Source organism: Frigoribacterium sp. Leaf263 (assembly GCF_001422285.1).
Classification (GTDB): domain Bacteria; phylum Actinomycetota; class Actinomycetes; order Actinomycetales; family Microbacteriaceae; genus Frigoribacterium.
In genome coordinates, this window is record NZ_LMMO01000004.1 from 146,465 (window position 1) to 167,219 (window position 20,755).

Genomic DNA, 20,755 nt, shown 5'->3' on the forward strand with positions numbered 1-20,755 from the left:
CCTAACAGTCCCCACGACGAAAGGAACCACCATGAGCACCGCCAAGGCAGTCACCGACGCGTCCTTCGAGAGCGACGTCATCACCTCCGACAAGACGATCCTCGTCGACTTCTGGGCCGAGTGGTGCGGCCCGTGCCGCGCCGTCTCGCCGATCCTCGACCAGATCGCGGCCGAGCACTCCGACAAGATCGAGATCGTCAAGCTCAACGTCGACGACAACCCGCAGACCGCGGCGAAGTACCAGATCACGTCGATCCCCGCCATGAAGGTCTACCGCGGTGGCGAGGTCGTCAAGACCGTCATCGGCGCGAAGCCCAAGCAGGCCCTCGAGGCCGACCTGGCGGAGTTCCTCGCGTAGTCGATCCGACCACGTCGAAAGCCCGCCCAGCACCCCGCTGGGCGGGCTTTCGTGGTCTCACCGCCGCACCAGGCATAGTCTTGGACGATTCACCCTCAGACAGACAGGGAAGCAGATGACCGACAAGGGCACCAACCTCGATCCGTGGTACGACTCGTACGCCGACCGTACGGCCGGACTCAGCGCCTCCGAGGTCCGAGCCCTGTTCGCCGTCGCCTCGCGTCCCGAGGTCGTCTCCCTGGCCGGGGGCATGCCCTACGTCTCGGCTCTGCCGCGCGAGCTCGTGACGGGGTCGATCGACCGCGTCATGTCGAAGGGCGGGGGAGCGATGGCCCTGCAGTACGGCTCGGGTCAGGGCACCCCCGCGATCCGCGAGCACATCATGCAGATCATGGCGATGGAGGGCATCCGCGGCAGCGCCGACGACGTGGTGGTCACGACCGGCTCGCAGCAGGCCCTCGATCTCGTCACGCGGCTGTTCATCAACCCCGGTGACGTCGTCCTGGCCGAGTCGCCGAGCTACGTGGGGGCTCTGGGGGTCTTCAAGGCCTACCAGGCGGACGTCCAGCACGTCGCGATGGACGACGAGGGGCTGGTCCCGGAGGCGCTGAGAGAGGCGATCACGGCCGTCACCTCCCGGGGCGGCACGATCAAGTTCCTGTACACGATCCCCAACTTCCACAACCCGGCCGGAGTCACGCTGTCGTGGGCCCGCCGGCTCGAGATCCTCGAGATCTGCCGCAGCGCCGGAATCCTCGTGCTCGAGGACAACCCCTACGGCCTCCTGTCGTTCGACGAGCCGGCTCCGCAGGCGATGCGCTCGGTCGATGACGAGGGCGTCATCTATCTCGGTTCGTTCTCGAAGACCCTCGCCCCCGGATTCCGCGTCGGCTGGGCCCTGGCCCCGCACGCCATCCGCGAGAAGCTGATCCTCGCGAACGAGTCGGCCACCCTGTCGCCCAACTCCTTCGGTCAGTTCGTGATCACCGAGTACCTCGACCAGGCGGACTGGCGCGGCCAGATCGACATCTTCCGCGACCTCTACCGCGAACGACGCGATGCGATGCTGTCGGCCCTGGGGGAGTACCTGCCCTCACTGACGTGGACGCGACCCGAGGGCGGCTTCTTCGTCTGGCTGTCGCTCCCCGACGAGCTCGACTCGAAGGCCATGCTGCCGCGTGCGGTGAAGGAGCTGGTGGCCTACACGCCCGGAACGGCCTTCTACGCCGACGGAGGGGGGCGGCAGAACATCCGTCTGTCGTTCTGCTACCCCACGTCCGAGATGATCAAGGTCGGCGTGGCGCGCCTCGCGACGGTGATCAACGGCGAGCTCGACCTGCTGAACACGTTCTCCGGTGCTCGTCTGGGCAAGCCGGCGACGCAGCGCGAAGGCGTCACCATGCCGCCGCCGAACATGTCCTGATCAGGGTTTATCGTCTCTCGCGTCCTCTTCTCGCCATCATCTCGAAGGATCATCCGTCATGAACTCGAGCGCCCTGCGCAACGTCACCGTCCTCGCCGGCGGCATCTCGCACGAGCGCGACGTGTCGCTCCGGTCGGGTCGACGCGTCGTGGACAGCCTGACGTCGCACGGCATCGCCGTCGAACTCCGCGACCCGGATGCGACGCTGCTGGCGCACCTCACCGAGACGCGCCCCGACGTCGTCTGGCCGGTGCTGCACGGCGCCAGCGGTGAGGACGGCGCGCTGCGAGGCCTGCTCGAGGCACTCGACATCCCGTTCGTGGGCAGCACCTCGGCCGCGGCGCGTCTCGCGTGGGACAAGCCGACGGCGAAGGAGCTCGCCCGTCGTGCCGGCGTCTCGACGCCCCGGGGCCTGACGCTGTCGCACGATGCGTTCCGCGAGCTCGGAGCAGCCGGCGTCCTCGCCGCCATCGCCGACGAACACCCGGTGCCCGTCGTGGTGAAACCCGCCCGAGGAGGCTCGGCGCAGGGAGTCACCGTCGTCGAGACCGCAGACGGCCTCCCCCGGGCGATGGTCGACGCGTACACGTACTGCGACGATGTCATCGTCGAGCAGAAGATCACCGGCACCGAGATCGCCGTGGGCGTCATCGACACGGGCGACGGGCCCACCGCCCTGCCGGCCGTCGAGATCGTTCCGCGCAGTGGGATCTACGGATTCGACGCGCGGTATAACGCTGGTGAGACGACGTTCTTCACGCCGGCTCGGTTGTCGGATGAGGCAGCGGCGTCGGCCGCCCAGGCCGCGGTTGCGGTGCACGAGGCCTTGGGGCTGCGGCACCTGTCACGTGTCGACCTGATCGTCGATGCCACCGGCAAGGCCTGGTTCCTCGAGGTGAACGTGCTGCCGGGGCTGACGGAGACCTCGCTCGTACCGATGGCCCTCGATGCCGCCGGATACGAACTCGGCTTGGTCTATGCAGCCCTGGCCGAGAAGGCCGTCCGCGACCACCAGTAGACTCACCGGCCTCCGGGCCCTCGTTTCACGTGAAACCTCGCCCGCATGCTGTCGAGGATGCCGTGGTCGTGACGGACTGAGGCTGCCCCCACACAGTGACCGACGCCGGCCTCATCGAGGCTCGTGCTCGCTCGGTCTCTCCGGCTTAGGCATGCCCTGCAGTCACCAGTGATGAGACACCGGCTGCGATCGCTCGATTTCGTCGGGAGGTGCTCCTCTCGAAGGGAGTGTCGCCTTCCTGCCTGCTCATGGTGCGTGACCAGAACTGCCAGTCAAGGGGGACGAAGCCTCGAGAAGTCCAGCTGGGAAGCATCGCGAGTAGCGCCATATCGCTGCAGGGCAGGTGGTGTCGTAACTCGGCAGGGCAGGCGGTGTCGTAACGAGACAGGGCAGGCGGTGTCGTAACTCGGCAGGGCAGGCGGTGTCGTAACTCGGCAGCGCAGGCGATGCCGTATCGCAGAGTCGCAGCGGAAGATCGCGTGAGGTCCGAAAGCGTCGCGGACGACTCGCCGCCAGTACCGGCGCGACATATAGCGCGGTCATGGGCTTCTTCGTCGTCGCTCCGATCACGGCGAGCTGTGCGATCGGATTCACGGACTCGTGATCCGCCCCACCCGGCGAGACCCGACCACCCGGAGTCTTCAGCCGATCGAGAAGATCCTCTCGACATCGATCACCCGATGACGGCAGGTACAGCGAGGCGCACGGAGTCAGACCCGCCCTCGGAGGACGACAGACCAAATGCAGCACGACGTCGAAGCTCTCGGGGGCAGGGACAGGCTCTCTCTCTTCGTTTCACGTGAAACACACCCAGCCACGGTCAAATCACACTTACGCGACAGGCGGAAACGTTTCACGTGAAACAGCCGGGGTTGACTCGATGAACGCGCCGCCGTACCTGCGACATGATCCCATAGCCGGAAGTCCTCCTTACGCCACCGTCGAGGCCACGTGGACCGGTGTCGCCCCGTTTCTTCGCTCCATACCTGTATCCATGGGACGGCAACCAAGAGAAGTCGCAAGCTCGCCAACCCGGAGAACCCTCTCAACCGGGTACAAAGATGTCCTAGACACCTATCTGACGCAGAACGACGAAACGCCCCGTGAGTGGAAGCGTTTCACGTGAAACAACAGTCGACATGACCGCAGACGATCAGCGGACGGGATCCTGGCCCAACTCCCCGAGAATGCGGTTGAGATCATCGATCGAAGCGAAGTCGATCGTGATCGAGCCCTTCCGCGCTCCGAGGTTCACCTTGACCCGCGTCTCGAGCCGGTCACCGAGACCCTCGGCGATCTCATCGAGATGCGCCTGGTGACGACCAGCAGCCTTAGTGGTCTTCGCCTTGGCAGGGGAGCCCGCCGCGATGGCTTCCGCCTGACGCACGGACAGGTCTTCGTTGACGATCTTGTCGGCCAGGCGCTCCATGAGGACGGGATCACCGGTGGACAGGATCGCACGAGCATGACCGGCCGACAGCACGCCGGCGGCGACCCGCCGCTGCACGCTCGCCGGCAGCCGGAGCAGACGAAGCGTGTTCGTGATCTGAGGACGGCTTCGACCGATGCGAGTCGCCAGCTCGTCCTGCGTGATGCCGAAGTCGGCGAGAAGTTGCTGATAGGCCGACGCTTCTTCGAGAGGGTTGAGCTCCGCACGGTGCAGGTTCTCGAGAAGGGCGTCGCGCAGCATGGCGTCATCGGCCGTGTCTTTGACTATGGCCGGAATCGTGGCCAGCCCCAACTCCTTGGTGGCCCGCAGTCGACGCTCTCCCATGACGAGTTCGTACTGCACAGGCGTCGACGCCTTCTTGCCCTTCGAGGGGAGGGGCCGAACGACGATCGGCTGCAGCACGCCCACCTCACGGATCGACGAGACGAGCTCGGCGAGCTCCTCATCGCGGAACTCCGTGCGCGGCTGCTTCGCATTGGGGACGACATCGAGGGGGTTCAGGTTCGCCAGTCGCGCACCCGGGACCGCGACGAGATCCTCAGCCGTCTGTTGCGCCGTCGGGAAGAACACGTCGACAGGGCGACCCTGCGTCTCGTCGTTGACGGGGATGAGGGCGCCGATGCCGCGCCCGAGTCCGGTTCTCTTCGTAGCCACTACTGGGGTGCTCCTCGACGTGCAAGTTCGGCGGCCGCCTCGAGGTACGAGATCGACCCGGGCGAGTTCTGGTCATAGCTGATCACGGTCTGCCCGTAACCGGGAGCCTCGCTGATCCGTACGGACCGCGGGATCAACGTTTGCAGCGCCTCCTTGGGGAAGTGCTCGCGGACATCGGCGACGACCTGCTGAGCGAGGTTCGTCCGGCCGTCGTACATCGTCAACAGGATGCTCGAGACGGCCAGACGGGGGTTGAGGTGCTTCTCGATCAGCTGGATGTTGCGCAGGAGCTGGCTGAGGCCCTCAAGCGCGTAGTACTCGCACTGGATCGGGATCAGCACTTCTCCTGCAGCGACGAACGCGTTGATGGTCAGCAGCCCCAACGACGGCGGGCAGTCGATGAACACGTAGTCGTACCGCTCACCAGCAGCCTCAGTCCGTTCGAGGTGCGCTTCGAGCGCCGTCCGGAGTCGCTGCTCGCGAGCCACCAGCGAGACCAGCTCGATCTCGGCGCCGGCGAGGTGGATGGTGGCCGGGATGCAGAAGAGGGTGTCGAACTCCGGACTCTGCTGGACGACATCGTCCATGTTCCCGTCGTTGACGATGACGTCGTACACGCTCGGTGTATCGGCGCGGTGGTCTACCCCCAATGCCGTCGAGGCATTGCCCTGCGGGTCGAGATCGATGACCAGCACCCGTGCCCCGCTGCGCGCCAGGGCTGCAGCCAGGTTGACGGTGGTCGTCGTCTTGCCGACGCCGCCCTTCTGGTTCGACACGGTGAGCACGCGTGTCTGCGCCGGCGGCGGCAGGGGCTCCCGCGACAGCGCACGCTTGCGCCGATTCAGGTCGGCGAGCTCCCGGGCCAGGGGAGTGGTGCCGTCGTAGTCAGTGGAGGAACTCACCGGATGGATTCTCCGAATCGCCATGTTTCACGTGGAACAACGTGGATGCAGCTCGACGGGCGAGGTCGCACGCCGAGGAGGCGCGGCGACCGGTCGAGCACTGGCTCAACTTTAGCTTGCAGCACCGACAATGCCGGGAGAACAGCGACTCGAGCCGACGTTCTCTCATAACCCCTGATCACGCCCTGGATGCGGACCTGCTCGAGTGTCGTCTGGTCAGGCTGCGAGCTGAGGGGCCCAGATCACGACAGGATAGGCCGGAAGGCGACCATCTCGCTCAGATCGGCTCCTGTGGAGCCGGATCGCGCCTCCTCGGCGGTAACCACCGGCATCGAGACGAGCCGGCCACGAGACGTGCGGGCGACGAGTCGTCAACCCAAGGTGGCGCGGAAGACGCGGGTGGTCTCGGCCGGGTCGACGACGCCGACCCCGAGCTCGAGCACCTCGACATCGACCAGGTGGTTCTTGGCGATGACCTTCCGAGCCGCGTCCACCTCGGCGTCGACTCGGGCCCCCTTCATCAGCAGCAGCTGTCCGCCGGTCTTCACCAGGGGAGCCGTCAGGGGGATCAGCTTCGACAGCGCCGACACCGCGCGCGCCGTGACCTGATCGAGCCAGCCGTCGAGCTCGACCTCCTCGGCGCGAGCGCGCACGACCTCGACGTTGGTGAGGCCCATGCGATCGGCCTCGGCCCGGAGCCAGTCGGTGCGACGCTCCATGGGCTCGATGAGGACGAGCGTGGCCCCGGGTCGTGCCGCGGCGAGGACGAGACCCGGCAGTCCGGCGCCCGAGCCGACGTCGCCCACGCGACCGTCGACGAGCAGCGGCGCCAGCAATCCCGAGTTGACGATGTGCCGAGTCCACAGGCGGGGGAGTTCGAGCGGGCCGATGAGACCGAGCTCCTCGCCGTACTGCGCGAGGTCTGCGGCGTACTGCCGCACCACGTCGAGACGGTCGCCGAAGATGCCGGCCGCGACGGCGGGCTCGGGCTCGAGAGTGCTCAGGTCAGGCATCGGCGGCTCGGGGTGTGCGGGCTAGGCCCGGGTGATGACGGTGTGGCGGTCGCGGCCTTCGCCCTCGGACTCCGAGGTGAAGCCGCGAGCGGCCACGATGTCATGCACGAGCTTGCGCTCGTACGACGACATGGGAGGCAGCGACGCTGCGGTGCCGCCCTCCTCGAGCTTCTCGACGGCACGGTCGACGAGCGCGCCGAGCTCGGCCTCGCGGATCGCCCGCGACCCGCCGATGTCGAGGATCAGGCGCGAGAACTCGCCCGTCTTGGTCTGCACCGCGATGCGCGTGAGCTCCTGCAGGGCGTTGACCGTGTCCGGCTTCGATAGCACGCGGAGGTTGCCCTCGCCGGTCGAGTCGACCGAGATGTACGACCGGCCGGCCCGCACCTCGATGTCGATGTCGCCGTCGAAGTCGCAGATGTCGAGGAGCTCCTCGATGTAGTCCGCGGCGATCTCACCCTCGTCGAGATCGGTGGTCGAGGAGGCGCCGGTCGCGTCGTCGTCGGAGGTGACGGCACCGGTCGGCTCGACCCGCGCCTCCTCGGGGGAGGCGTCTGCGGGTGCTGCGGGCTCGGCCGCCGCGTCCCGCGTGGTCGCCGTCTCGCTGTCGATGGGCTGCGGGTTCGTCACGTCGTGGTCATCCGTCTCGCTCGTCACTTCTTGTTGCCGTTCTGCTTCTTCGCCCGGTTCTTCCCCACCGGCTGCGTGCGCTGCGTGGTCTTCGGAACGGGAGGGGCCGACTCGATCTCGGTCACCGTGATGGTCGGCAGACCCTTGCGCTGCTGCTTGCGGGCGAGGCGCTCCTCACGGGCGAGTGCCGCCTCGCTGCCCGGGGTGGGCATGTTCCGGATGACGATGAACTGCTGCGCCATCGTCCAGATGTTCGAGGTCAGCCAGTAGAACATGACGCCGAGCGGGAACGACAGACCCGAGAAGACGAAGACGAGGGGCAGCACGTAGAGGAGCATGCGCTGCTGCTTGAACATGGGGCTCGCCTTGGTCTCGGGCGACATGTTCTTCGAGACGATCTGCAGCTGGGTGATGAACTGCGACGCGGTCATGACGACGACCATGCCGGCGGCGATGAGCCGGACCTCCCAGGTGGTGGCGCTGAGGAAGGTCTCCTTCAGCGGTGCACCCCACAGCGTGGCCTCGCCGAACGAGGTGGACAGCGCCTGGTTGAGCAGGCCGACGCCGACGCCCTCGCGCTGGGCGTTCTGCAGCACCGAGAACAGGCTGAAGAAGATCGGCATCTGGATGAGCAGCGGCAGGCACGAGCTCAGCGGGTTGGTGCCCGTGTCTTTGTAGAGCGCCATGGTCTCGCGCGACATGGCCTCGCGGCTGAACTGGTCGCGCTTGCCCTTGTACTTGTCCTGGATCTTCTTGAGCTTGGGAGCGATCTCCATCATGCGTCGCTGGCTCTTGATCTGCCGGACGAAGATGGGGATCAGCAGGGCCCGGACCACGAGCACGAGACCCACGATCGACAGCACCCAGGTTCCACCCCAGTCGAAGCCCATCCCGGCGCTGGTCAGCAGCTCGTGGAATCCGACGAGGATCGCCTCGACGACCCACTTGAGGGGCCAGAGGATGGTGTCGATGAAGCCCATGGTGTTCGGGTCAGCCCTTTCCGTGGCTCTGTACGAGGAGACCGTTCGAACCGACGGGAGCGGAGGCTCGAGCCGGGCGACGGGGGATCACGAAGCCGAAGCCCGTGATCGTGATGTTCTGGGCCGGTCGTTCGGGGACGTCGTCGATCCCGCCCGCCGACCAGGGGTTGCAGCGGGCGATGCGCCAGGCGCCCCGCGCGGAGCCGGCGACGACGCCATACCGCTGGATCGCCTCGAGCGCGTATCGCGAGCAGGAGGGATGGTACCGGCAGACCTCGCCGTACAGAGGCGAGATGACCGCCCGATAGGCGCGGAGCACGACGATCGCCGCGTTGCGGGGAAGCAACGCCACGAACAGTACGAGTTCTCTCACGCTTTCACGACCTTGTCGACGACCCCTGAGATGTCCTTCAGCAGGGTAGACCACGGAACGGAGTCGCTGCCTGGCAAAGAGCGGATGACGATGTCGGTCCCCGGGGGCATCGACGGCAGCAGCTCATGGCAGACGTGCTTCAACCGCCGACGGACCGTGTTGCGGACGACGGCGTTGCCGACGGTCTTGGCCACGATGAACCCGAACCGGACTCCGGCGTCGTCATGACGACGCACGTAGACGACCGAGTGCGCCGTGGCCGACTTGCGGCCACGGCGCACGGTGTTTCGGTAGTCGTCTGCGCGGACGATCCGGTTGGCTCTGGCCAACACCGGGTGCGACTACGCGGAGAGTTCGGTGCGACCCTTGCCACGACGGGCGGCGAGGATGGCGCGACCCGCACGGGTGCGCATGCGGGCACGGAAACCGTGCTTCTTGGCGCGGCGGCGGTTGTTCGGCTGGAACGTTCTCTTGCTCATGGTGTTTTCTCCAGGGATGCGGACCTGGCCTGCTGCCATGATCCGAGAAGTCTTGTACAGCCCAACTGGCTGAAATCAACTGATTAAAAGTACGCGGCATCCGCCCTGCGGTCAAACGGCAGCCTCGGAGGAGTTTATCCACAGTGTTGAAAACTCCGATTGCGGCAGACATACTCATCCGAACTAGGGTGGGTACCTCCCGCTCAAGATCCGCGTAAATCCGGGGAACGAGCACCACTCACGGACGATCCGGCCACCGCCGACCCGTGGAGAAAGCTGTGCATAAGTCGGTCCGCCGAGATGCCGAGGCCCCCCACCGGGCACGGCGCGCCCAGCACGCAGATCACCGGCAGAAAGAGAAACCCCCGTGGCGAACACCGTCGATCCGGTCCAGGACCTCTGGCGGTCCGTGCTCGCGAGCCTGACCACCGACGACCGCATCACGCCTCAGCTGCACGGCTTCATCAGCCTCGTCGAGCCGAAGGGCGTGCTCGGCGGCACCCTCTACCTCGAGGTGCCCAACGACCTGACCCGCGGGATGCTCGAGCAGCGCATCCGCGGTCCTCTGCTCGAGTCCATCGCCGCCCTCGGCGACGACTCGGTCGCCAGCTTCGCGATCACGGTCAACCCCGACATCACCCCCGACACCCTCACGCAGCAGCCCGAGCAGACCGAGCCGGCCCACTACATCGAGGCCCCCTTCGTCCCGACGCCCGTCGAGTCGCCGACGACGGGCAAGCGCAACGACTCGCGGCTGAACCCGAAGTACAGCTTCGACAACTTCGTCATCGGCGCCTCGAACCGCTTCGCGCACGCGGCCGCCGTCGCCGTCGCCGAGGCGCCGGCCAAGGCCTACAACCCGCTCTTCATCTACGGGTCGTCCGGGCTCGGCAAGACGCACCTCCTCCACGCCATCGGCCACTACGCCGAGACGATGTACCCGGGCATCCGCGTCCGCTACGTCAGCAGCGAGGAGTTCACGAACGACTTCATCAACTCGATCGCCAACAACCGCTCGAACCTGTTCCAGCAGCGGTACCGCGAGATCGACATCCTCCTGATCGACGACATCCAGTTCCTGCAGGGGAAGGACAGCACGCAGGAGGCGTTCTTCCACACGTTCAACACCCTGCACGATCACGACAAGCAGCTGGTCATCACCAGCGACCTGCCCCCGAAGCACCTCACGGGGTTCGAGGACCGCATGCGCTCGCGCTTCGAGTGGGGTCTGATCACCGACGTGCAGGCGCCCGACCTCGAGACGCGCATCGCGATCCTCCGCAAGAAGGCGCAGAGCGAGAAGCTGCAGATCCGCGACGAGGTGCTCGAGTTCATCGCCACGAAGGTGTCGAGCAACATCCGCGAGCTCGAGGGCACGCTCATCCGGGTGACGGCGTTCGCCAGCCTCAACCGCACGGCGGTGGACCTCGCGCTCGTGCAGACCGTGCTGAAGGACCTCATCACGCTCGACGAGGACAACATCATCGCGCCGGTCGACATCATCAACCACACCGCGGACTACTTCAAGCTCTCGGTCGACGACCTCTACGGCTCGTCGCGGTCGCAGGCGATCGCGACCGCCCGGCAGATCGCGATGTACCTGTGCCGTGAGCTGACGAGCCTGTCGCTGCCGAAGATCGGTCAGCTGTTCGGCAACCGGGACCACACCACGGTCATGTACGCGAACAAGAAAATCAGCGAGCTCATGAAGGAGCGCCGCTCCATCTACAACCAGGTGACCGAGCTGACGAGCCGCATCAAGCAGGACACCCGCTACAAATAAGGGCCTGGTCGAGGGGCTGTCCCCACCCCTCCCGGCAGCACCGTCCGTTCGGGCGTCGACATCATGTCGGCGCCCGTTCGTCGTCTCCGGAGCCATCAGGAGTCGCACAGCAGGTCCCTAGACGACCGAACGATCCCACAGTGTGGATAACCTGTGGAAACTCGTGGATAACTTGGGGGACGGTTGTTCACGAATGACATGACCCTGTGGGAACGGCTCGAGGCCGACCCGTGGGTCGTCCGAGGTTTCGGGGGTGACGTCCACATCGAGTGCACAAGTCACACGGTTGTAGTTCCCTGTCGCCGTGGGGTTTTAAACAGGTTATCCACACTGTGCACAACGGTTAAGACTGTTAATCCTGATTACAAGAAATTGATGGAGAGACAACCTTGTGGACAGGTCGAGGGCGGTCGGGACCCCGGGACCGGGGCTCCGAATGCTGTGCCAGTATTAACCGGCCATCCACGAGCAGGTAGTCGATAGGGGTCCCCCGCGTGAAGTTCCAGGTCAACCGTGACGTCTTCAGCGATGCCGTCTCGTTCGCGGTGAAGCTCCTTCCGCAGCGCACGACCCTCCCGATCCTCAGCGGAGTGCTGATCGAGGCCGACGCCGACGGGCTCACGCTCTCGTCGTTCGACTACGAGGTCTCTGCCCAGACGCAGATCCCCGCGGAGGTCGACGAGCCCGGCACGATCCTCGTCTCGGGTCGTCTGCTCGCCGACATCGCGAGCCGCCTGCCGAACGCCCCCGTCACCTTCTCCACCGACGAGAACCGGATCGCCGTCAGCTGCGGCTCCGCGAACTTCTCGCTCCTGAGCATGCCCGTCGAGGAGTACCCGACGCTGCCCACCGTCGGGGAGCGCTCAGGCATCGTCCCCGGCGATCGCTTCGCCCTCGCCGTCTCGCAGGTCGCCGTCGCCGCGTCCCGCGACGACGTCACGCCCGTCATCACCGGCGTCCAGCTCGAGGTCACCGAGAACGCGCTCTCGCTCGTGGCCACCGACCGCTACCGCGTTGCCGTCCGCGGCATCGACTTCGACCCCGGCACCGCCGCCAGCGCCGAGACCACCACCGCGCTCGTCCCGGCCCGCACGCTCCAGGAGGTCGGCAAGACCTTCGGCAACGCGACCACGGTGTCCGTGTCCATCACCGGTTCCGACGACCGTGAGCTCATCGCCTTCCAGGCGGGCAACAAGACCGTCACGTCGCTGCTGATCAAGGGCAACTTCCCGCCCGTCAAGCGGCTCTTCCCCGAGACCGTCGAGAACTACGCCGTAATCAACACGGCCGAGCTCGTCGAGTCCGTCCGCCGCGTCTCGCTCGTGCTCGAGCGCGAGGCGGCCCTCAGGTTCACGTTCACCATCGACGGCCTCACGCTCGAGGCCATCGGTAGCGAGCAGGCGCAGGCGTCAGAGTCGATCGATGCGTTGTTGACAGGAGAGGACACGGTCGTCTCGTTGAAGCCGCAGTTCCTCCTCGACGGTCTCGGAGCGGTCCACTCCGAGTTCGTCCGCATCTCCTTCACGAAGACGGAGAACCCGAACAAGCCCGGTCCGGTGCTGATCACCAGTCAGTCCTCCAAAGACCAGGCCGGCGCTGACAGCTACAAGTACCTGCTGCAGCCCAACCTCCTCCTGCGCTAGACGCATCTCACGAATCGGGCGCCCACCCGCGCCTCCCCGAACAAAGGAATCACATGCACATCGGTCTCGTCGGTCTCGGCAAAATGGGCAACAACATGCGTGCCCGCCTCCGCGACAACGGCATCGAGGTGACGGGTTACGACGCCAACCCCGCCGTCTCCGACGTCGCCACGCTGTCCGACCTCGCCGCCGGCCTCCCCAGCCCCCGCATCGTCTGGGTCATGGTCCCGGCCGGTGACATCACCGCCGCCGTCATCGAGGACCTCTCCAACGAGCTCTCCGAGGGCGATCTGGTCATCGACGGCGGCAACAGCAAGTTCACGAGCGACTTCGCGAACGAGAAGCTGCTCGGCGACAAGGGCATCAAGTACATCGACGCCGGCGTCTCGGGCGGCGTCTGGGGCAAGGACAACGGCTACGGCCTGATGGTCGGCGGCTCGACCGAGAACGTCGCCATGGCTCAGCCGATCTTCGACGCGCTGCGCCCCGAGGGCCCCCGCGAAGAGGGCTTCGTCCACGCGGGCGACACCGGCGCGGGTCACTACGCCAAGATGGTCCACAACGGCATCGAGTACGCGATCATGCAGGCCTACGGCGAGGGCTACGAGCTTCTCGAGGCCCGCTCCGACCTGATCAAGAACGTGCCCGGCACCTTCAAGGCCTGGCAGCGCGGCACCGTCGTGCGCTCCTGGCTGCTCGAGCTCATGGTCCTGGCCCTCGAGGCCGACCCGAAGCTCGCCGAGATCTCGGGCTACGTCGAGGACAGCGGCGAGGGCCGCTGGACCCTCGAAGAGGCGATCAACCACGCGGTGCCGATGCCGACGATCAGCGCGTCGATCTTCGCGCGCTTCGTCTCGCGTCAGGGCGAGGGCTCGCCGACCATGAAGGCCGTCGCCGCTCTGCGCAACCAGTTCGGCGGCCACGCGGTCAAGAAGGCCTAGCGCCTCACCGGCCCGCGTGCGAGTACTGCATCTCAGCCTGACCGACTTCCGCAACTACACCACTGCAGAAGTCGGCCTCGCGCGCGGGCCGAACCTCTTCGTCGGCAGCAACGGCCAGGGCAAGACGAACCTCGTCGAGTCGCTCGGGTACCTGTCGAGTCTCGGCTCGCACCGGGTGTCGAGCGACTCGGCCCTGATCAGACAGGGCGCCGACTCGGCCATCGTCCGGGCGCGACTCGAGGCCGACGGCCGCGAGCTGCTCGCCGAGGTGCAGATCAACCGGTCGTCCGCCAACCGGGCGCAGATCAACCGGGGCGCCATCAAGCCGCGTGAACTCCCGCGGTACTTCACGAGCGTCCTGTTCGCCCCCGAAGACCTCGCGCTCGTCCGGGGCGAGCCCTCCGGCCGCCGGAGGTTCCTCGACGAACTGCTCGTCGCCCGCTCGCCTCGGTTCGCCGGCGTGCAGACGGACTACGACCGCGTGCTCAAGCAGCGCAACACCCTGCTGAAGTCGGCCAGGGCCAGCGGGGTCAAGGCCGGTCAGCTCGGCACCCTCGACATCTGGGACGAGCGCCTGGTCGCCCTGGGCAGCGAGCTGATCGTCGCCCGCGACCGACTCGTCGCGGACCTCGCCCCCGAGGTCGCCCGCGCCTACGCCGCCGTCGCCGGCGAAGACCACCGGGCCCGACTCGCCACCGTGCTGAGCATCCGCGGCTCGGTGCCCGACGACGAGACCGCGGCCGCCGCCGAGGCCCCCGACGAGACCATCCCCGCGGACTCCGTCGCCGACGTCTTCCGCGAGGCGCTCGCCCGGGTCCGCCCGTCCGAGCTCGATCGGGGTCTCACTCTCGTCGGGCCGCATCGTGACGATCTCTTCCTCTCGCTGAACGGGCTGCCGGCGCGCGGTTACGCCAGCCATGGCGAGTCATGGTCGTTCGCGCTCGCTCTCAAGCTCGCCTCGGCGGCCGTCGTCCGCAGCGAGTCGGCCACGGGCGACCCGGTCATCGTGCTCGACGACGTCTTCGCCGAGCTCGACGGATCCCGTCGCGAACGTCTCGCCGACGAGGTCGCCGGCTACGAGCAGGTGCTCATCACCGCGGCGGTCGAGGGCGACGTCCCCCAACGGCTGAAGGCCCACACCGTGCGGATCTCAGCCGGCACCATCGTCGACGAGGTCGCGCCGTGAGCGACGACCGGGTCGACCGGAGCGACCGGGTCGATGGGGGAGCCGCGGCCGATGCGTCCGCCCGGCCCGCGCCTCCTTCGCTCCCCGCGGTCGAGACGCCGCCCGACGACGAGGCGCAGCGGGTCTATCTGCGGTTCCGCCGCGTGTTCGGCGATGCGACGAGTCGCTCGCGCGACGGCCGGCGCCGCAAGGCCATCAAGCTCGGGTCGCCGAGTCAGCCGTTCGGCACGGGCCGGGAGCCCCGCGGCATCGCCGACGTCCTCGCGAGCGTCACCACCGAGATGGGCTGGAACTCGCCTCTCGCGCAGTCCGAGCTCATGGAGGCCTGGCCCGCGCTGGTCGGCGACGAGCTCTCCGGGCACTCGCATCCCGTCTCGATCGACGACGGCACGCTGACCGTCCAATGCGACTCGACGGCGTGGGCCACGCAGCTGAGATTGATGCGCGGACAGGTCACGACGACCATCGTCCAGAGGTACCCCGACGCGGGCATCCAGTCGGTGCGATTCTTGGCACCCAACGCCCCGACCTGGAAACGCGGTCCCAGATCGGTTCCAGGGCGTGGTCCTCGCGATACCTACGGGTGACGAGGGTGAATCGTCCAAGGCGACGGAGAAAATCGCTCTGAGGGCGGATTTCGCCCCGTCGCAGGCGGGGCTGCGGTAGACTCGGAAGGTCGTCCGTGGGCCCCTTGGGGGGTTCGAGACCGGGCGTTCCACCCTCGTCCGATCCGGCAGGAGCTCCACGCACATGTCACCTGACACCCCCGACGCCCGAAACGACCACTCCTACGGCGCCGGCGACATTCAGGTGCTCGAGGGGCTCGAGGCGGTCCGCAAGCGACCCGGCATGTACATCGGGTCCACCGGCCCGCGCGGTCTGCACCACCTCGTGTACGAGATCGTCGACAACTCGGTCGACGAGGCCCTGGCCGGTCACTGCGACCACATCGAGATCACCATGCGCGAAGACGGCGGCGTGCGCGTCGTCGACAACGGCCGCGGCATCCCGGTCGACGTGCACCCCATCGAGGGTCGCTCGACCGTCGAGGTCGTCCTGACCGTGCTCCACGCCGGCGGCAAGTTCGGCGGCGGCGGATACGCCGTCTCGGGTGGTCTGCACGGCGTGGGCAGCTCCGTCGTCAACGCCCTGTCGAGCGAGCTCGACGTCGAGGTCCGCCGTCAGGGCAACGTCTACCGGCAGAGCTTCACCGACGGCGTCCCCGTCGCGCCGCTCGCCAAGGGCGAGGCCGACGACACGACCGGCACCACCATCACCTTCTGGCCCAACGCCGAGATCTTCGAGACGGTCGACTTCGACTACGAGACCCTCCGCACGCGATTCCAGCAGATGGCGTTCCTGAACAAGGGCCTCCGCATCGAGCTCAGCGACGAGCGCGTGCAAGAAGAGGATGCCGAGCCGCGTCACGACGTCTTCCACTACGAGAAGGGGCTCGTCGACTACGTCGAGTACCTGAACACGGTGAAGAAGGTCGAGACCGTCCACGACGACATCATCGCCTTCGAGCAGGAGGACACCGAGAAGAAGATCTCGCTCGAGGTCGCCATGCAGTGGAACACCTCGTATCAGGAGAGCGTCCACACCTACGCGAACACGATCAACACTCACGAGGGCGGCACGCACGAGGAGGGGTTCCGCGCCGCGCTGACGACGCTGGTCAACCGCTACGCCAAAGACCCCAAGAACAAGCTGCTGAAGGAGAAGGACGACAACCTCACGGGCGACGACGTCCGCGAGGGTCTGACCGCCGTCATCTCCATCAAGCTCGGCGAACCGCAGTTCGAGGGTCAGACGAAGACCAAGCTCGGCAACACCGAGGCCAAGTCGTTCGTGCAGAAGGTCGCCTTCGACCAGATCACCGACTGGTTCGACCGCAATCCGCGACAGGCCGCCGAGATCGTCCGCAAGGGGATCCTCGCGTCGCAGGCCCGAATGGCCGCCCGCAAGGCCCGTGAGCAGACCCGTCGCAAGGGCGTGCTCGAGTCGAACGGCATGCCCGGCAAGCTCAAGGACTGCCAGAGCAAGGACCCTTCGCTCAGCGAGATCTTCATCGTCGAGGGCGATTCCGCCGGCGGTTCCGCCGTGCAGGGGCGCAACCCCGAGACCCAGGCGATCCTGCCCCTCCGCGGCAAGATCCTCAACGTCGAGAAGGCGCGGCTCGACCGCGCCCTCGGCAACAACGAGGTGCAGGCCATGATCAAGGCCTTCGGCGCCGACATCGGCGAGGACTTCGACGCCGACAAGGCCCGGTACCACAAGATCGTGCTGATGGCCGATGCCGACGTCGACGGGCAGCACATCACCACGCTGCTGCTGACGCTGCTGTTCCGCTACATGCGGCCGCTGATCGACCTCGGCTACGTCTACCTCGCCCAGCCGCCGCTGTACAAGCTCAAGTGGAGCAACGCCCCGCACGAGTACGTCTACAGCGACGCCGAGCGCGACGCCGTGCTGGTGTCGGGCAAGGCCGCGGGCAAGCGGATCCCCAAGGAGAACGCCATCCAGCGCTACAAGGGCCTCGGCGAGATGGATTACAAGGAGCTCTGGGAGACCACCATGGACCCGGAGACCCGCACGCTCCTGCAGGTGACCCTCGAGGACGCCGCCGCCGCCGACACGATCTTCGACACCCTCATGGGCGAGAACGTCGAGTCGCGACGCAACTTCATCCAGCAGAACGCGAAAGACGTCCGCTTCCTCGACATCTGACACGCGCCTCCGGTGATCCGGAGGACATCCGCGCCCCGCGGAGCAGACCGGGGCCGACGACGACAAACGGAGAATCATGGCCGACGAGCCGACAGACACCCCCGAGGGCACCGACCCCGAGGTCACGCCCACCTTCGCGGCGGCGCTCAAGCGGGACAGCATCGAGCAGGTCGACCTGCAGCTCGAGATGCAGCGCTCGTACCTCGACTACGCGATGAGCGTCATCGTCGGGCGCGCGCTCCCCGAGGTCCGCGACGGTCTCAAGCCCGTCCACCGCCGCGTGATCTACGCGATGTACGACGGCGGCTACCGCCCCGACCGTGCGTTCTCGAAGTGCTCCCGCGTCGTCGGCGACGTCATGGGCCAGTTCCACCCGCACGGCGACTCGGCCATCTACGACGCGCTGGTGCGTCTGGTCCAGCCGTGGAGCCTGCGCTACCCGCTCGCGCTCGGGCAGGGCAACTTCGGCTCGCCCGGCAACGACGGCGCCGCGGCCCCGCGGTACACCGAGACCAAGATGGCTCCCCTCGCGCTCGAGATGGTCCGCGACATCGACGAGGACACCGTCGACTTCCAGGACAACTACGACGGTCGCACGCAGGAGCCCGCCATCCTGCCGAGCCGGTTCCCGAACCTCCTCGTCAACGGCTCGGTCGGAATCGCCGTCGGCATGGCGACGAACATCCCGCCGCACAACCTGCGCGAGGTCGCGTCGGGTGCGCAGTGGTTCCTCGAGAACCCCGAGGCCTCGCGCGAGGAGCTCCTCGAGGCGCTCATGCAGCGCATCAAGGGACCCGACTTCCCGACCGGCGCGCAGATCCTCGGCGTCAAGGGCATCCAGGACGCGTACCGCACGGGTCGCGGCTCGATCACGATGCGCGCCGTCGTCAACGTCGAAGAGATCCAGGGCCGCACCTGCCTCGTCGTCACCGAGCTGCCGTACCAGGTCAACCCCGACAACCTGGCGATCAAGATCGCCGAGCTCGTCAAAGACGGTCGCGTCGGCGGCATCGCCGACATCCGCGACGAGACCTCCGGTCGCACCGGTCAGCGACTCGTCATCGTGCTCAAGCGCGACGCGGTCGCGAAGGTCGTGCTGAACAACCTCTACAAGCACACGTCGCTCCAAGAGAACTTCGGCGCGAACATGCTGGCGATCGTCGACGGGATCCCGCGCACGCTGGCCCTCGACGGGTTCATCTCGGCCTGGGTCGACCACCAGATCGACGTCATCCAGCGCCGCACCCGGTTCCGTCTCAAGAAGGCCGAAGCCGACGTGCACATCCTGCGCGGCTACCTCAAGGCGCTCGACGCCCTCGACGAGGTCATCGCGCTCATCCGCCGGTCGCCCACCGTCGAGGAGGCGCGGGTCGGCCTGATGGAGCTCCTGGCCGTCGACGAGATCCAGGCCTCGGCCATCCTCAACCTCCAGCTGCGCCGGCTGGCGGCCCTCGAGCGCCAGAAGATCCAGGACGACGCCGACAAGCTCGAGCGCGAGATCGCCGATTACAAGGACATCCTCGCCCGGCCCGAGCGTCAGCGCACGATCGTCAGCGACGAGCTCGCCGAGATCACCGACAAGTTCGGCGACGACCGCCGTACCGAGATCATGTTCGGCTTCGACGGCGACATGAGCGTCGAGGACCTCATCCCCGAAGAGGAGATGGTCGTCACCATCACCCGCGGCGGCTACGTCAAGCGGACGCGCAGCGACAACTACCGCAGCCAGCACCGCGGCGGCAAGGGCGTGCGCGGCGCCCAGCTGCGTGCGGACGACGTCGTCGACCACTTCTTCGTCACCACGACGCACCACTGGCTGCTGTTCCTCACGAACAAGGGCCGCGTCTACCGGGCCAAGACGTACGAGCTGCAGGAGGCCGGTCGCGACGCGAAGGGCCAACACGTCGCCAACCTGCTCGCGATGCAGCCCGACGAGCAGATCTCGCAGGTGCTCGACATCCGCGACTACGAGGTGGCGCAGTACCTCGTGCTGGCCACCCGCGAGGGCCTCATCAAGAAGACGGCCCTGACCGAGTACGACACGAACCGCACCGGCGGCATCATCGCCATCAACCTGCGCGACGACGACGAGCTCGTCTCGGCGCTGCTGGTCGACGAGCACGACGACCTCCTGCTCGTGTCGCGCCACGGCATGTCGCTGCGCTTCACCGCCACCAACGACTCGCTGCGACCGATGGGCCGTTCGACCTCCGGTGTGAAGGGCATGACCTTCCGCGAGGGCGACACGCTCCTGTCGGCCTCCGTGTCGAACGACGAGGGCTACGTCTTCGTCGTCACCGAGGGCGGCTACGCCAAGCGCACGGCCGCCGACCAGTACCGCGTGCAGAACCGCGGCGGTCTCGGCATCAAGGTCGCCAAGCTCGCGGAGGCGCGGGGCGACCTCGCCGGAGCGCTCATCGTCGGCGAGGACGACGAGGTGCTCGTGGTGCTGTCGAGCGGCAAGGTGGTACGGTCTGCCGTGGCCGAGGTGCCCGCCAAGGGCCGCGACACGATGGGTGTCGTGTTCGCACGGTTCGCCGCAGATGATCGGATCATCGCCGTGGCGCGCAACACCGAGCGCAACCTCGTGGCACAGTCCGACGAGGCCGTCATCGACGCAGTCGGTGACAACGAGGCCGTGCCGGCCGTCAGTCCCGGAGACGTGATCGACGCCGTCGAGACAGACGACACCACGCCCGACGTGCCGAACGCCGGCACCACCGAAGAGGAACCGATCAATGAGTAGTGTCGCCGAGCGACTCCAGAGCAAGGCCAAGCGACCCGCCGGCACCAAGCAGGTGCGGCTGAAGCTCGTCTACATCGACTTCTGGTCGGTCGTGAAGCTGTCGTTCCTCATCGCCGTCGCCCTGGGCATCATCACCGTGGTCGCCACGTTCCTGATCTGGCTGATCCTCAACCAGACCGGCATCTTCAACGACCTCGACCAGCTGCTGCGCGACATCCTCGGCGACCAGGACTTCTCCATCCAGGAGTCCTTCAACGTCGGTCAGGTGATGCTCTTCGCCATCGTGGTCGCCGTGCTCAACGTCGTCATCGGCACCGTCATCGGCGCGATCGTGGCCGTGCTGTACAACCTCAGCGTGCGTGTCACCGGCGGCCTGCTCGTCGGTTTCACCAACAACTGAGTCGATCTGACGGATCGTCGACGCGGCCGCCGCGTCGACGATTCGG

General features: G+C 66.9%; 19 protein-coding genes. 11 read left to right on the forward strand and 8 right to left on the reverse strand.

Annotation, left to right across the window (positions count from 1 at the left end):
- Window positions 1–31 precede the first annotated feature (31 nt).
- From trxA to ASF17_RS09900, 3 genes are all read left to right on the forward strand, one after another.
- Window positions 32–358, forward strand: a complete 327-nt coding sequence (gene trxA / locus ASF17_RS09890) for a thioredoxin (protein ID WP_055799001.1) — start codon at window positions 32–34, stop codon at window positions 356–358.
- A 115-nt stretch (window positions 359–473) separates the two neighbouring features.
- Window positions 474–1,781, forward strand: a complete 1,308-nt coding sequence (locus tag ASF17_RS09895; RefSeq protein WP_055799004.1) for an aminotransferase-like domain-containing protein — start codon at window positions 474–476, stop codon at window positions 1,779–1,781.
- A gap of 58 nt (window positions 1,782–1,839) precedes the next feature.
- Entirely contained in the window at window positions 1,840–2,799 is a 960-nt protein-coding gene (locus ASF17_RS09900; RefSeq protein WP_055799007.1) for a D-alanine--D-alanine ligase family protein, read from the forward strand.
- A 1,153-nt stretch (window positions 2,800–3,952) separates the two neighbouring features.
- On the opposite strand, the gene ASF17_RS09905 is transcribed toward ASF17_RS09900, so the two are convergent.
- The 8 genes from ASF17_RS09905 to rpmH all read right to left on the reverse strand — a co-directional run bounded on the left by ASF17_RS09905 (window position 3,953) and on the right by rpmH (window position 9,280).
- A complete protein-coding gene (locus tag ASF17_RS09905; RefSeq protein ID WP_055799011.1) occupies window positions 3,953–4,903 on the reverse strand; it encodes a ParB/RepB/Spo0J family partition protein in 951 nt (316 codons plus the stop codon).
- Window positions 4,903–5,805 carry a ParA family protein gene (locus ASF17_RS09910; RefSeq protein WP_326934188.1) on the reverse strand — a complete coding sequence of 301 codons (903 nt, stop codon included), beginning with the start codon at window positions 5,803–5,805 and terminating at the stop codon, window positions 4,903–4,905. Before ASF17_RS09910 ends, ASF17_RS09905 begins: the two co-directional genes overlap by 1 nt.
- A 371-nt stretch (window positions 5,806–6,176) precedes the next feature.
- Complete coding sequence (gene rsmG / locus ASF17_RS09915; RefSeq protein ID WP_055799015.1) at window positions 6,177–6,818, reverse strand: 16S rRNA (guanine(527)-N(7))-methyltransferase RsmG; 642 nt, start codon at window positions 6,816–6,818, stop codon at window positions 6,177–6,179.
- A 21-nt stretch (window positions 6,819–6,839) separates the two neighbouring features.
- Entirely contained in the window at window positions 6,840–7,448 is a 609-nt protein-coding gene (locus ASF17_RS09920; protein WP_235476524.1) for a Jag family protein, read from the reverse strand.
- Window positions 7,449–7,471: 23 nt separating this feature from the next.
- Entirely contained in the window at window positions 7,472–8,428 is a 957-nt protein-coding gene (yidC, locus tag ASF17_RS09925) for a membrane protein insertase YidC (protein WP_055799017.1), read from the reverse strand.
- Window positions 8,429–8,438: 10 nt separating this feature from the next.
- The gene (gene yidD / locus ASF17_RS09930) at window positions 8,439–8,801 is read right to left on the reverse strand and encodes a membrane protein insertion efficiency factor YidD (protein WP_055799019.1); all 363 of its coding nucleotides are present in this window, start codon (window positions 8,799–8,801) and stop codon (window positions 8,439–8,441) included.
- Window positions 8,798–9,133, reverse strand: coding sequence for a ribonuclease P protein component (rnpA, locus tag ASF17_RS09935; RefSeq protein ID WP_055799022.1), 336 nt, complete (start codon window positions 9,131–9,133; stop codon window positions 8,798–8,800). The genes yidD and rnpA overlap by 4 nt, the downstream gene beginning before the upstream one ends.
- Before the next feature lie 9 nt (window positions 9,134–9,142).
- On the reverse strand, window positions 9,143–9,280 hold the full coding sequence (gene rpmH, locus ASF17_RS09940; protein WP_043595303.1) for a 50S ribosomal protein L34: 138 nt from the start codon (window positions 9,278–9,280) through the stop codon (window positions 9,143–9,145).
- A 367-nt stretch (window positions 9,281–9,647) separates the two neighbouring features.
- Here rpmH and dnaA point away from each other — a divergent pair, with 367 nt between their 5' ends.
- From dnaA to ASF17_RS09980, 8 genes are all read left to right on the forward strand, one after another.
- Window positions 9,648–11,063: a chromosomal replication initiator protein DnaA gene (gene dnaA, locus ASF17_RS09945; RefSeq protein ID WP_055799026.1), complete on the forward strand. Its 1,416-nt coding sequence runs from the start codon at window positions 9,648–9,650 to the stop codon at window positions 11,061–11,063.
- 494 nt (window positions 11,064–11,557) lie between these two features.
- A complete protein-coding gene (gene dnaN, locus ASF17_RS09950; protein ID WP_055799029.1) occupies window positions 11,558–12,706 on the forward strand; it encodes a DNA polymerase III subunit beta in 1,149 nt (382 codons plus the stop codon).
- A gap of 53 nt (window positions 12,707–12,759) precedes the next feature.
- Window positions 12,760–13,647, forward strand: coding sequence for a phosphogluconate dehydrogenase (NAD(+)-dependent, decarboxylating) (gene gnd, locus ASF17_RS09955; RefSeq protein ID WP_055799033.1), 888 nt, complete (start codon window positions 12,760–12,762; stop codon window positions 13,645–13,647).
- A gap of 16 nt (window positions 13,648–13,663) precedes the next feature.
- Window positions 13,664–14,833: a DNA replication/repair protein RecF gene (recF, locus tag ASF17_RS09960; protein ID WP_055799036.1), complete on the forward strand. Its 1,170-nt coding sequence runs from the start codon at window positions 13,664–13,666 to the stop codon at window positions 14,831–14,833.
- Window positions 14,830–15,420 carry a DUF721 domain-containing protein gene (locus ASF17_RS09965; protein WP_082475255.1) on the forward strand — a complete coding sequence of 197 codons (591 nt, stop codon included), beginning with the start codon at window positions 14,830–14,832 and terminating at the stop codon, window positions 15,418–15,420. Before recF ends, ASF17_RS09965 begins: the two co-directional genes overlap by 4 nt.
- Before the next feature lie 163 nt (window positions 15,421–15,583).
- On the forward strand, window positions 15,584–17,563 hold the full coding sequence (gene gyrB, locus ASF17_RS09970; protein ID WP_055799038.1) for a DNA topoisomerase (ATP-hydrolyzing) subunit B: 1,980 nt from the start codon (window positions 15,584–15,586) through the stop codon (window positions 17,561–17,563).
- A gap of 76 nt (window positions 17,564–17,639) precedes the next feature.
- Window positions 17,640–20,309, forward strand: a complete 2,670-nt coding sequence (gene gyrA / locus ASF17_RS09975; RefSeq protein ID WP_082475256.1) for a DNA gyrase subunit A — start codon at window positions 17,640–17,642, stop codon at window positions 20,307–20,309.
- Entirely contained in the window at window positions 20,302–20,709 is a 408-nt protein-coding gene (locus ASF17_RS09980) for a DUF3566 domain-containing protein (protein WP_055799041.1), read from the forward strand. The genes gyrA and ASF17_RS09980 overlap by 8 nt, the downstream gene beginning before the upstream one ends.
- Window positions 20,710–20,755 lie beyond the last annotated feature (46 nt).

Coding starts and splice junctions, on each gene's coding strand:
- trxA (WP_055799001.1), top strand. CDS start 32: ATGAGCACCGCCAAGGCAGTCACCGACGCGTCCTTCGAGAGCGACGTC.
- ASF17_RS09895 (WP_055799004.1), top strand. CDS start 474: ATGACCGACAAGGGCACCAACCTCGATCCGTGGTACGACTCGTACGCC.
- ASF17_RS09900 (WP_055799007.1), top strand. CDS start 1,840: ATGAACTCGAGCGCCCTGCGCAACGTCACCGTCCTCGCCGGCGGCATC.
- rsmG (WP_055799015.1), bottom strand. CDS start 6,818: ATGCCTGACCTGAGCACTCTCGAGCCCGAGCCCGCCGTCGCGGCCGGC.
- yidC (WP_055799017.1), bottom strand. CDS start 8,428: ATGGGCTTCATCGACACCATCCTCTGGCCCCTCAAGTGGGTCGTCGAG.
- rpmH (WP_043595303.1), bottom strand. CDS start 9,280: ATGAGCAAGAGAACGTTCCAGCCGAACAACCGCCGCCGCGCCAAGAAG.
- gnd (WP_055799033.1), top strand. CDS start 12,760: ATGCACATCGGTCTCGTCGGTCTCGGCAAAATGGGCAACAACATGCGT.
- gyrB (WP_055799038.1), top strand. CDS start 15,584: ATGTCACCTGACACCCCCGACGCCCGAAACGACCACTCCTACGGCGCC.
- gyrA (WP_082475256.1), top strand. CDS start 17,640: ATGGCCGACGAGCCGACAGACACCCCCGAGGGCACCGACCCCGAGGTC.
- ASF17_RS09980 (WP_055799041.1), top strand. CDS start 20,302: ATGAGTAGTGTCGCCGAGCGACTCCAGAGCAAGGCCAAGCGACCCGCC.